Below are 12,728 nucleotides of genomic sequence, written 5' to 3'. Positions count from 1 at the left end.
GCTTCTCAGCGCCGGGGGGCGGCGTGTCGCACGGAGGTGCGGGGCAGACGTGGGGGAGGCGTCACCCCACGGTCCAGGTGTCGCGGCCCCGCAGGAGCGCGCCCAGGTCGTCGTCGGTGGCCGGGCCGCCGGCGGCGTCGACCGCGCCGTCGACCTGGGCCCGGACGAGGTCGTCGTAGGTGGGGCGGGAGACCTGGCGGAAGATGCCCATCGGGACGTGCGTCATCTCGGGGGAGTCGAGGCGGGACAGGGCGAACGCGCCGGACGGGTCGTCGGCCTCGGCCTCGTGCACGACGACCTCCCGTGCGCCGACCTCCGCCTCGGGCACGAACTCGGCACTGCCGCCGCGCACCCGCACGAGCACCCGCCGGTCGTCCTCGGGCCCGACGGTCACGGGCTCGCCGGAGCGCAGCCGGACGATCCGGGCGGCCTGCTGCTCGCGGTCCTTGAGGACCTCGAACGCGCCGTCGTTGAAGATCGGGCAGTTCTGGTAGATCTCGACGAGCGCGGCACCGCGGTGCTCGGCGGCGGCCTTGAGCACGGCCGTGAGCTCGGCCCGGTCGGACTCCATGGCCCGCGCGACGAACGTGGCCTCGGCCCCGAGCGCGAGCGAGACCGGGTTGAACGGCGCGTCCACCGAGCCGACGGGGCTCGACTTCGTGACCGTGCCGGTGCGCGACGTGGGGGAGTACTGGCCCTTGGTGAGCCCGTAGATCTGGTTGTTGAAGAGGAGGATCGTCAGGTTGACGTTCCGCCGCAGCGCGTGGATCAGGTGGTTGCCACCGATCGACAGCGCGTCGCCGTCGCCCGTGACGACCCACACCGAGAGATCGGGACGGGACGTCGCGAGCCCGGTGGCGATCGCCGGCGCCCGGCCGTGGATCGAGTGCATCCCGTAGGTGTCGAGGTAGTACGGGAAGCGCGACGAGCAGCCGATCCCCGAGACGAAGACGATGTTCTCCCGGCGCAGCCCGAGCTGCGGGAGGAAGGACTGGACCGCGGCGAGGATGACGTAGTCGCCGCAGCCCGGGCACCAGCGCACCTCCTGGTCCGAGGTGAAGTCCTTCTTGGTCTGGGGCTGCGCGTCGTCCGGCAGCTGCGGCACGTGCCGCAGCCCGGTCGTGGGCATCCCGAGCTCCACGGTGGTCACGAGACCTCCTCGAGGGTCGACGAGACGACGTCGGCGAGCTCGACCGTCGTGAACGGCAGCCCGCGCACCGCGGTGTGCGAGCGGACGTCGACGAGGTAGGTGCCGCGCAGGAGCAGCGCGAGCTGGCCGGTGTTCATCTCGGGGACGACGACGCGCTCGTACCGGCGCAGGACGTCGCCCAGGTTGGCGGGGAACGGGTTGAGGTGGCGCAGATGCGCCCGGGCGACGGCGTGGCCGGCGCCCCGCACGACGCGGGTCGCCGCGGCCACCGGCCCGTAGGTCGAGCCCCACCCGAGGACGAGCACCTTCGCGTCGCCCGTGGGGTCGTCGACCTCGAGGTCGGGCACCGTGACGCCCGCGACCTTGGCCTGGCGCAGCCGCACCATCCGGTCGTGGTTGTCGGGGTCGTAGCTGATGTCGCCGGTGACGTCGGCCTTCTCGATGCCGCCGATCCGGTGCTCGAGCCCCGGGGTGCCGGGGACCGCCCACGGCCGGGCGAGGGTCTCCGGGTCGCGCAGGTACGGCCGGAAGACCGGGGTGCCGTCGTCGTCGACCGCGTTCGGCTCGGCGGCGAGGTCGACGGTGAGGTCGGGCAGGTCGTCGACGGCGGGGACCGACCACGGCTCGGAGCCGTTGGCGAGGTAGCCGTCGGAGAGGAGCACGACCGGCGTGCGGTACGTCGTCGCGATGCGTACGGCGTCCATCGCGGCGTCGAAGCAGTCGGCGGGGGTCTGCGCGGCGACGACCGGGACGGGCGACTCGCCGTTGCGGCCGTACATGACCTGGAGGAGGTCGGCCTGCTCGGTCTTGGTCGGCAGGCCGGTGGAGGGCCCGCCCCGCTGGATGTCGACGACGACGAGCGGCAGCTCGAGCGACACGGCCAGCCCGATCGTCTCGGCCTTCAGCGCGATGCCCGGACCGGAGGTGGTCGTCACCCCGACGGCCCCGCCGTACGCGGCCCCGAGCGCGATGCCGATGCCGGCGATCTCGTCCTCGGCCTGGACGGTCGTCACGTCGTGGCGCTTCATCCCGGACAGCGCGTGGAGGATGTCCGAGGCCGGGGTGATCGGGTAGGAGCCGAGGACGAGCGGGCGTCCGGCGCGGTGCGCGGCGGAGACCAGCCCCAGCGCGAGCGCGGTGTTGCCCGTGACGTTGCGGTACGTCCCCGGCGGCATCGGGGCGGGCTCGACGACGTACGTGGACGCGAAGTCCTCGGTGGTCTCGCCGTAGCTCCACCCCGCGCGCAGCGCGGCGAGGTTGGCCTCGAGGATCTCCGGGCGGCCACCGAACTTCTTCCGGAGGAACTCCTCGGTGCCCGTGGTCGGCCGCGTGTACATCCAGGACAGGAGGCCGAGGGCGAACATGTTCTTCGCCCGCTCCTTCTCCTTGCGGGTCAGGCCGTCGAAGCCGGCGAGCGCCTCGACGGTGATCGACGTGAGGGCGACCGGGTGCAGGTGCCAGGAGTCGAGGCTGCCGTCCTCGAGAGGGTTCGCGGCGTAGCCGACCTTGCCGAGGTTGCGCCGGCCGAACTCGTCGGTGTCGACGATGAGGGTGGCGCCGCGGGGCAGGTCGGAGAGGTTGGCCTTGAGCGCGGCCGGGTTCATCGCGACGAGGACGTCGGGGGCGTCGCCCGGGGTGAGGACGTCGTGGTCGGCGAAGTGCAGCTGGAAGCTGGAGACGCCCGGCAGGGTGCCCTGTGGGGCGCGGATCTCGGCGGGGAAGTTCGGCAACGTGGAGAGGTCGTTGCCGAGCGCCGCGGTCTCGGAGGTGAAGCGGTCGCCGGTGAGCTGCATGCCGTCGCCGGAGTCGCCGGCGAACCGGATGACGACCCGGTCGAGGGTCTGGACGGGCTTGCTGGTCACGGTGGTCCCAAGGGTCGGGGAGGTCGGTGGCCGGGCCGACGCGAGGCGCGTGGCCACAGCGTCCACCATCGTACGTGGCGGCCCGGGCGAGGCCGGAGGCCGCCCGGAGGGCGGGCGTACCCCGTGGGGGAGTGCTCCCCGTCCGTCCGGGTGTCCGCTCCCTCGAGGACGGCGGCGCCTCGTCCTGACCCCGGTGCGGGGCTAGGCTGACCGGCCATGGAGGGCTACCTCGCCGTCGCGGCCGTCGTGCTCGCCGGGGTGCTCCTCGTCACCGCGGCGATGCTCGTCCGGCGGCTCCTCGCCCCGCGGGCGGCGACCCCCGCGGCCCGCGCCACCTACGAGTCCGGGGTCGACCCGGTCGGCGGGGGATGGGCGCAGTCACAGGTGCGGTACCTGTCCTTCGCCTTCCTCTACGTCGTCTTCGCGGTCGACGCGGTCTACCTCTTCCCCTGGGCGCTCGTCCTGCGCGACCCCGGCCTCGGCCTCGCGTCCCTCGTCGAGGTCCTCGTGTTCGTCGGGGTCGTCCTCCTCGGTCTCGTGCATGCCGCGCGGCGTGGGCTGCTCCGCTGGGACCTCACGTGAGCGTCGACCTCCCGACGCCGAGGGTCGGCCCGGTCGCGACCTACGCGCCCAAGCCGGTCCGGGTCGTCCTCAACTGGGGCCGCCGCTACTCGCTGTGGGTGTTCAACTTCGGCCTCGCCTGCTGCGCCATCGAGTTCATCGCCACGTCGATGGGCCGGCACGACTTCATCCGGCTCGGGGTCATCCCCTTCGCCCCCGGCCCGCGGCAGGCCGACCTCATGGTCGTCTCCGGCACCGTGACCGACAAGATGGCGCCGGCGATCCGCCGCCTCTACGACCAGATGCCGGAGCCGAAGTACGTCATCTCGTTCGGGGCGTGCAGCAACTCCGGCGGGCCCTACTGGGACAGCTACTCGGTGACCAAGGGGGTCGACCAGGTCGTGCCGGTCGACGTCTACGTCCCGGGCTGCCCGCCGCGGCCCGAGGCGCTGCTCCAGGGCATCCTGACGCTCCAGGAGTCGATCGCCGACGAGCGGGTCTCGGGCGGGGCCATCGCGGCCCGCCGGGCCGGCCGCTTCGCCGGCCACCGCACCGCGACGGCCGCCGACGTCACGCGCGGTCTCGTCGCGAAGCCCTGACCGCGCCGACTCCCTCGCGTCACCGGGCGCTGGCCGAACCGTCACCCAGCGTTCGTCCTGCGGACCGCCCACCGGGTCCGCGCCCTTCGTAGCGTCGGTCCCGACCGTGTCGCCCTTGTCGAGGAGTACTTCGTGACCATCGCGCCCGAGCAGCGCCGCCTGCTCCCTCTCGCTCCCCACGCGCGCGGCAAGCGCAGCGCCGTGACCTGCGCCCTCAAGTGCGGGGACCAGTGCGCGCACCCGGTGCCCAACACGAGCTCGAACGAGTACTTCCGGGACGTCGCGAGCGCGGCGTTCACCCGGCGCCGGATGCTCGGCGGCGTGGGCGGGGGAGCCCTCGCGCTGGCGCTGGCCCCGGCCGCGCCGGCTGCCGCGGGCTCCGGCCACGGGTCCGGTCGCGGGCTGCGCTTCGACCCGATCGCCCCGGTCCCCGCCGACGTCGACACGGTGACCGTGCCGAAGGGCTGGACCTGGACGCCCGTCATCCGGTGGGGCGACCCGCTCTTCGCCGACAGCCCCGAGTTCGACCCGTCGGCCCAGACCGAGGCCTCGCAGCGCGCCCAGTTCGGCTACAACTGCGACTACCTCGACGTCATCCCCACGGACGGCCGCCGTGGCCGCCGCGCGCTCGCCGTGGTCAACCACGAGTACACCAACGAGAACCTCATGTTCCCGCCGGACACCGACGAGGAGACCGTGAAGAAGGTCGCCATGGCGGCGCACGGGCTCTCGGTCGTCGAGCTGCGCCGCAAGGCCCCGGGCACCCCGTGGGAGTACGTGCGGGGCAGCCGCCACAACCGCCGCATCCACAGCCACACCCGCTTCGCCGTCGACGGCCCGGCGGCCGGCCACCCGCTGCTGCGGACCCAGGACGACCCGGTCGGCCGGACCGTCCTCGGGACCTTCAACAACTGCTCCGGGGGGACGACGCCGTGGGGCACGGTGCTGTCCGGGGAGGAGAACTTCAACCAGTACTTCGTCGCGAACCCGACCCCCGAGAACGCGCGCTACGGCATCTCCTCGACCGAGGGCGGGCGTGCGTGGTGGACGGTCGACCCGCGGTTCGACGCCCGCCGGCCGGGCTACGAGAACGAGGTGAACCGGTTCGGCTGGGTCGTCGAGATCGACCCGGACGACCCGCACTCCACCCCGGTCAAGCACACGGCGATGGGCCGCTTCAAGCACGAGAGCGCCAACATCCGCGTCGCGCGGGACGGGCGGGTCGTCGCCTACTCCGGGGACGACGAGCGCTTCGACTACATCTACAAGTTCGTCTCGAGCCGCCGCATGGTCAGGGGGAGCAGCCGCTGGGCCAAGGCGCACAACAAGCGCCTGCTCTCCGACGGTGACCTCTACGTGGCGCGGCTCACCGGGGACAGCCCGGCCGCCGAGATCGACGGCACCGGCACGGTCCCCTCGGACGGCGCGTTCGACGGCTCCGGCCGGTGGCTGCCGCTCGTCGAGAACGGCCGCTCGAAGGTCCCCGGGATGAGCGTGGCCGAGGTGCTCGTCCACACCCGCCTCGCGGCCGACAAGGTCGGTCCCACCAAGATGGACCGGCCCGAGGACATCCAGCCCAACCCGGTGACGGGCAAGGTCTACGCGGCCCTGACGAACAACACCAACCGCGGGGTCGGCTCGAACCCCCCGGCCGACGAGGCGAACCCGCGGACGACGAACCGCGAGGGGCACGTCCTGGAGATCACCGAGTACCGGAACGACCCGACGTCGACCCGCTTCGCGTGGACCCTGCTCCTCGTCTGCGGCGACCCGGACAGCGCCGGGACGTACTTCGGCGGCTACGACGGCCCGGTCTCGCCGATCTCCTGCCCGGACAACGTCGCCTTCGACTCCACCGGAGCGCTGTGGATCTCCACGGACGGCCAGCCCGGCACCCTGGGGCTCGACGACGCCCTGCACCGGGTCACCCTGAGCGGCCGGGAGCGCGGCAAGGTCGAACAGTTCCTCGCCGTGCCGACCGAGGCCGAGACGTGCGGGCCGGTCATCCACGACCAGGACGGGATGGTCTTCGTCTGCGTCCAGCACCCGGGCGAGGACGGCTCGTGGGAGGACCAGCACTCCTACTTCCCCGACTACGCCGAGCCGGGCTCGCTGCGCGACGGGGACTGGGGCGGGCCCCGGCCGAGCGTCGTGCAGGTCCACCGCGCCTGAGGGACCTGCCGGCGCCGGGCGGGTCCCTGCCTCGCCCGGTCCCGCCGTGCGGCCGGTGACCCGGCCGCCTCTCCCAACCGTGGGATACCGCCTGTCCCCATGCCTCACAATGGGCGCGACAGGCGATGGATGACGGCAGGGCGAGTCCGAGGACCATGGAGCAGGAGCGACGCAGGGTGCGGGCGCGACAGGCGACCCCCCGTCGACGTCGGCTGCCCTCCGTCGGGGTCGCCGCCGCGACGGTGCTGGCCCTCGGGGCCGGGGCGATGGGCTGGGCCGTCACCCGCAGCCCCGGGTACACCACCGACCACGTCGAGGCCAACGACGGAACCCTGTGGGTGACGAACGACCGGGTGGGCCTGTTCGGACGGCTCAACGCCCCGGCCGCCCACCTGGACGCCGCCTTCGCGCCCGGTGAGGACACCAGCCAGACCTACCAGCTCGACGTCGTCCAGTCCGGCTCCGCCGTGCTGACCCGGGACCGCGTCACCGGCCGGGTCGCCCCGGTCGACGTGCGGGCGGGCACCCTCGTCACCGACCGCGCCGTCACCCTGCCGCCCACCGCGCCCCTGGCCGTCGGCGGCGGGACGACCGTCGTCGCCGACCCCGAGAGCGGCGAGGTGCGTGCGGCGACGTCCACCGCCGACACCCTCGCCGCCGTGGACGGCCTGTCCCCGCAGGTCGACGCCACGGCGACCGTGCCGCTCGCACCCGACGTCACGGGCGACGCACGGCCCGTCGACGCGGCGGTCGACGCGCGGGGCACGGCCTTCGTCGCGGGCTCGGGCGGACGGCTCCTGACGCTCGCCCCCACCGGCGACGGCCGCTTCACGACCGAGACCGCCGCGCTCGGGGGCGCGCTCCAGGACGTCCACGTCGTCCTCGCGGACGGCGGCCCGGTCGTCGTCGACACCGTCGGTGGCGTCATCGCCCGTCCGGACGGCTCGCGGACCGCGGTCACCGGCGAGAGCCTCGAGGACGGCGTGCTGCAGGACGGCCCGGTCGACGGCTCCCTCCTCGTCGCGACCCCGCGCGCCCTCGTGTCCCTGGACCTCACGACCGGTGAGGCCTCGACGCTCGTCACGGGTGGGACGGGGCCGGCCGCCGCGCCGGTCGTCCTCGACGGGTGCGTCTACGCCGTGTGGTCCGGCAGCCCCGGCCGTGCGGTGAGCTCCTGCGGCGGGGCCCCGGCCGAGGACGTCCAGCTCGAGCGCGCGACGTCGCTGCTCTCGCCCCACCTGCGGCTCAACCACCGCTCCGTGGCGCTCAACGACTCCGCCAGCGGAGCGGTGTGGTCGCTCGACGGGCGTCGCCTGGACGACTGGGACGCCGTCGCGCCGCCCTCCTCGGAGACCCCGCCGGACGAGACCGAGCCGTCGTCGACCGTCGACCGCAGCTCCAAGCCGCCGCAGGCGCGGGACGACGACGTCGGCGCCCGGCCGGGGCGCACGAGCGTCCTCCACGTCCTCGACAACGACTCGAACCCGTCGGGCGCCGTGCTGTCGATCACCTCCGTCTCGTCCGTCCCGAGCTCGACCGGGTCGGTCGCGATCTCGCCGGACGGCCAGACGGTCCAGCTCACGTTGTCGGCGACCGCCGAGAGCGCGCACTTCCAGTACGTCATCGACGACGGTCGCGGCAACAGCTCGTCGGCCCGGGTGGCCGTCACGGCCCGTGGGCCCTCGGAGAACGGTGCGCCGGTCCTGCGCCCCGGGCTGGAGCCGACGACCCGGAGCGTGACGAACCGCGGCTCGCTGACGGTGCCCGTCGTCGGGGACTGGCGGGACCCGGACTCCGACCCCGTCGCGGTCACCGGCGCCGTCGACGGCGAGACCCCGGTCGGGGTGACCCCCGACGGCCGGCTGCGGTACACCTCGCCGGGCGAGGCCGGGGTGCGCACGCTCGAGTACACGGTGTCCGACGGCACCGCCGAGAGCAGCGGCTCGCTGTCGGTCACCGTGCTCGACGAGGACTCGACGACGCCGACGGCGGCCACGCCGCTGCCGGACGTCGGCCGCGGCGAGGTCGGCAAGCCGGTCGTGCTGCGTCCCCTGGAGAACGACGTCCCCGGCACCGACCCGACGAGCCCGGCGGCCCGTCTCCAGCTCGCCGGCGACGTCGTCGCGCCGGACGGCACCACGGTCGAGACGAGCGTGGAGGCGGGCACCGTGTCGGTGACCGCCGGCGCGCCGGGCACCTACCTCCTCGCCTACACGGTCCGGTACGGCGAGGCGCCGTTCGCCCGCGGGGCGATCCGGGTCGACGTCCGCGCCGCGACCGAGCGGCCCGAGGACATCACCGCCATGCCCGACCAGGCGGTGGTCCACGGACAGACCGCGACGATCGTCGACGTCCTCGCGAACGACGTCGACCCGTCCGGCGGGCTCCTCGTGGTCCAGGGCACCGAGACCGAGGCCTCGGACGCCGTCGAGGTCGCGGTGCTCCGCGGCCGGTGGCTGCGGATCACCGCGCGGCGCCCCGAGCTGCGTCCCAACCCGGTCCTCGTCCGGTACACCGTGACCAACGGCACGGGGAAGACCGCGACGGGCGACGTCTCGGTGCTCCAGCTGCCCGCCCCGGCCGACACCACGCCGGTCGTCACGGACGACACCGCCACCGTCCGCTCCGGCGACCATGTCTCCATCCCCGTGCTCGACAACGACATCGACCCCGGCGGCTCGCCGCTGCGTCTCTCGCCGCGCGTCGAGGGCGCGCTGCGCAGCGGCACGCTGCCGCTCGGCGGACCGGACGGCGGGCCCAGCGGCGAGCCGCTCGGCGCGGCCTACGCCGCGGGGTCGGTCGTGCGCTACCAGGCCCCGGAGGTCACGGCCCAGCGGACCGTGACCATCTCCTACGTCGTCGAGAACTCCTCCGGCGACCGTGCGGCGGGGACGGTCCGGGTCACCGTCGTCCCGCCGCCGTCGCCGGACCGTCCGGACCGCGCGCCGGCCCCGGCGACGCTCGAGGGACGGGTCGTGGCCGGCGACACCATCACGGTCTCGGTGGCCGGCTCGGGCGCCGACCCGGACGGCGACTCCACGACGCTCGTGGCGCTGGACTCGGCCCCCTCGCTCGGACGCGTCCTCGCGGTGACGCCGTCCTCCATCACCTACCAGGCCTACCCGACGAGCGGCGGCACCGACGACTTCACGTACCTCCTCGGCGACCGGTACGGGAAGGTCGGCACGGGCACCGTGCGGATCGCGGTCGCACCGCCCGGCGACCCGCAGCCCGTCGTCGCGGTCGACGACGAGGTCACCGCCGCCCCGGGCGCGCCGCTCGTCGTCGACGTCCTCGCGAACGACATCCAGCCCATCGGCGAACGCGCCGAGGTCCAGCCCCTCGGTCCGCTCAACCCCGAGCTCGGCGACGACGCCGCGCTCGTCCCCGGCTCCGGCCAGGTCGCCGTCACCGTGCCCGAGCCGGACCGGCCGCGCTCGATCCGGTACTCCATCGTCGGCGCCAGCGGCGAGCCGTCGACCGCGACGATCCGGCTGCGGGGCCGCGCGGGCGTCAACCTCCCGCCGGTGCCGCGCAACGCCCTGGCCCAGCCCGGCCCACGGGCCACGGCGGTCGACGTCGACCTCCTCGCGGGGGCGGTCGACCCGGACGACCCGGACGGCGTGCTGCAGGTCAGCCGGGTCTTCGGGGCGCCGGACGCCCGGCTCGACGGCGGGACGGTCACCCTGCCCGTCGCGGACGTCCCGCAGGTGCTCTCCTTCGAGGTGCTCGACGCGGACGGTGCGGCGGCGCTCGGGCTGGTCCACGTTCCCGCCGGCGGCACCGGCGCCCCCAGCGTCCGGCCGGACGCCCTCGTGCGGGTCGACCGGAACGGCACGACGACCGTCGACCTCGACGACGTCGTCGTCGACCCCAGCGGCCGCGACCTCACGCTGACGACGAGCGACCGGCTCGCCGCGTCGCCCGCCGGTCAGCTGCGCGTCGCCACCGACGGCCCGTCCCGGCTGCGGGTGACCGGCCTCGCCGACTACGTCGGGCCGGCAGCCATCGCCTTCGAGGTGACGACCGCCGGGGAGACCGCCGACGGTCCGGGCCGGCGCGCGTTCCTCACCGTCCCGGTCCAGGTGGGGCCGGAGACGCCGGTCCTGCGCTGCCCCCAGACCGCGGTCGACGTCGTCGTCGGCGGTCTGTCCCGGCCACTGTCCGTCCCCGAGCTGTGCCACGTGTGGACCTCCCGGCCGGAGCAGCTGGACGAGCTGACCTTCACCGGGGAGCTCGAGGAGGCCGTCGCGGGGCTCACGGTCTCGAACCGGGACCCGGGGACCCTCCTCGTCGCCGCCTCCTCGGCCGCCGTGCCGGGGTCGATGGCCCGCCTCGTCGTCCGCGCGGTCGGGACCGAGGCCGCACCCGCGGTCCTGCCCGTCCGGGTCGCGCCGGCCCAGCCGCCGTCGATGGCTCCGGTCACGCTCCCGGGCGTGCGCGCCGGCACCAGCGCGACCGTGAACATCGACGGCTACCTGTCCTCGCAGCTGGGCGACCCGCAGTTCTCCGTCATCGGGGTCGACCAGGTCTCCGGGGCCTCCGCCTCCGTCCGCCGGGAGGGTCCGACGACGCTCTCGGTCACCCCGTCCGCGCAGGCCACCGGGCGGCTCACCTTCCGGGTGACCATCACCGACGTCGACTCCACGGCCCGACGCGACCGGCAGGCCACGGGCACGCTCACCGTCGACGTCCTCGGGGTCCCGGGCGCACCCGGCGCCCCGGTGCAGACCGGGCCGACGCTCAGCGAGTCCGCACGCCTCACCTGGCGGGTGCCGCCCGACAACGGCCTGCCCATCGAGGTCTACGAGGTCTCCTGGGACGGCGGCAGCCAGCTGTGCGACGCCACGCCGTGCGTCGTGACGGGGGTGCGCAACGCGGTCCCCAACCGGTTCACCGTGCGGGCCCGCAACGCGGTCGGGTTCGGCCCGCCGAGCCCGGCCTCCGGGCCCGTCGTCTCCGACGAGGTCCCGGGTGCACCGGCGGACCTGCGCGTCGTCGAGCCCGAGGACCACGCCGTCACCGTGACGTGGTCCGCGGCCCCCACGAACGGCAGCGCCGTCGACCAGTACCTCGTCACCTGGCCCGGCGGCCGGGCCGAGACCACGTCGACCACCGTGCGGGCCGCCGGCCTGGACAACAGCGTGACGACGCCCTTCACGGTCAAGGCGCACAACGAGGCCGGCTGGGGGCCGCCGGTCACGGTCGAGGGCCAGTCGGCCGGGACGCCGCAGCCCCCGGGCGCCCCGCGGCTCGACGCCACCGAGGTCGCCGGCGGCGCACGGCAGACGGTCGTCGTCGAGTGGGGCGCGGTCCCCCCGAACGGTCCCGGCGACACGCGCTACACGGTGAGCCGCACCGGCCCGGACGGCACGGCCACCGTCTGCCGCACGACGGCGACCCGCTGCGACGCCGCCGCCGTCGAGAACGACGGCTCGACCTACCAGTACCGGGTCGTCGCCGCGAACGAGCTCTACGAGTCCGCGCCCGGCCCGCCGACGGCCCAGGACGCCATCGGCACGCCCGGCGAGTTCACCGGCGTCTCGGCCACCTCGACGGGCGACGACCGCAGGGTGCGCCTGGCGTTCACGAGCCCGCCGGCCCGGGACGACTCGCTGACCGTCACCTGTCGGGTCGACGGCTCGTCCTGCGGGGAGTGGGACGCGCCGAGCGACCCCACCGACTTCGACGAGGTCATCTCGGTCCCCGCCAACGGCTCCACGTACACGATCACCCTGACCGCCACGAACTCCGGCGCGACGTCGTCCTCGACGCAGATCACCTCCGACGTCGTCCACGGCCCGCTCGGCCGGGTGGACGTCGCCGTCACCTCCACCGTCGGTCCCTACGTGACGTTCACGGTCACCGTCGACCCCAACGGCCGCGAGGCCGCCCTCGACGTCACGATCTCCGGCGGGGTCGCCGGCCAGGTCCGGATCGAGGACACGACCGGTCGCGGCGCGTTCAGCCGCGAGTACACCCGCAAGGTCGGCCACGACCGCGACCTCGGCATCACCGCGACCGCGAGCCGCGACGGCGACGACTCGAGGGGGACGGCCTCGGCCACCACCCGGTCCGGCCGCGTCACCGCGACCGGTCGGTCGCTGGCGTCCGGGGACGCCGGTCTCGGCCTCACCGTGCAGAACCTCTCGCCCAGCGCGACGCTGCGGTGCGTCGTCGCCGAGGAGGGCGGCGGCTCGAGCACGACCCTCGAGGTCCCGAGCAACGCGTCCGGCAACGGCAGCCGCACCATCCCCGCCGCGGAGCTCACCGCGCCGTCCGGGACGAGGTACGGCATCTCGTGCGACGACGGCACCTCCCCGGACAGCCCCGTGACGACGGACTGGACCGCCCCATGACCCTCCGACGCCCCCGACCCCCGAG

General features: G+C 74.7%; 6 protein-coding genes. 4 read left to right on the top strand and 2 right to left on the bottom strand.

The window, feature by feature from the left end; translation table 11 throughout:
* Positions 1-61 precede the first annotated feature (61 nt).
* The gene (locus tag JQN72_RS11720) at positions 62-1,129 is read right to left on the bottom strand and encodes a 2-oxoacid:ferredoxin oxidoreductase subunit beta (protein WP_204135422.1); all 1,068 of its coding nucleotides are present in this window, start codon (positions 1,127-1,129) and stop codon (positions 62-64) included.
* Between the two features lie 17 nt (positions 1,130-1,146).
* Positions 1,147-3,012, bottom strand: a complete 1,866-nt coding sequence (locus JQN72_RS11715) for a 2-oxoacid:acceptor oxidoreductase subunit alpha (protein WP_307812638.1) — start codon at positions 3,010-3,012, stop codon at positions 1,147-1,149.
* Positions 3,013-3,228: 216 nt separating this feature from the next.
* On the opposite strand from JQN72_RS11715, the gene JQN72_RS11710 reads away from it, so the two are divergent.
* The 4 genes from JQN72_RS11710 (at position 3,229) to JQN72_RS11695 (ending at position 12,703) form a co-directional block, all read left to right on the top strand.
* Positions 3,229-3,594 (top strand): NADH-quinone oxidoreductase subunit A, encoded by a 366-nt coding sequence (locus JQN72_RS11710; RefSeq protein WP_204135373.1) that lies wholly within the window; start codon positions 3,229-3,231, stop codon positions 3,592-3,594.
* The gene (locus JQN72_RS11705) at positions 3,591-4,172 is read left to right on the top strand and encodes an NADH-quinone oxidoreductase subunit B (protein ID WP_204135372.1); all 582 of its coding nucleotides are present in this window, start codon (positions 3,591-3,593) and stop codon (positions 4,170-4,172) included. The genes JQN72_RS11710 and JQN72_RS11705 overlap by 4 nt, the downstream gene beginning before the upstream one ends.
* A 132-nt stretch (positions 4,173-4,304) precedes the next feature.
* A complete protein-coding gene (locus JQN72_RS11700) occupies positions 4,305-6,344 on the top strand; it encodes a PhoX family phosphatase (RefSeq protein WP_204135371.1) in 2,040 nt (679 codons plus the stop codon).
* Between the two features lie 176 nt (positions 6,345-6,520).
* Entirely contained in the window at positions 6,521-12,703 is a 6,183-nt protein-coding gene (locus JQN72_RS11695; RefSeq protein ID WP_204135370.1) for an Ig-like domain-containing protein, read from the top strand.
* Positions 12,704-12,728 lie beyond the last annotated feature (25 nt).

Source organism: Phycicoccus sp. CSK15P-2, from assembly GCF_016888005.1.
GTDB lineage: Bacteria > Actinomycetota > Actinomycetes > Actinomycetales > Dermatophilaceae > Phycicoccus.
This window is presented reverse-complemented; position numbering and strand designations above follow the sequence as displayed.

Bases quoted from the DNA above. Each gene is read 5' to 3' on its own strand.
- JQN72_RS11720 (WP_204135422.1), bottom strand. From the start codon at position 1,129: ATGCCCACGACCGGGCTGCGGCACGTGCCGCAGCTGCCGGACGACGCG.
- JQN72_RS11710 (WP_204135373.1), top strand. From the start codon at position 3,229: ATGGAGGGCTACCTCGCCGTCGCGGCCGTCGTGCTCGCCGGGGTGCTC.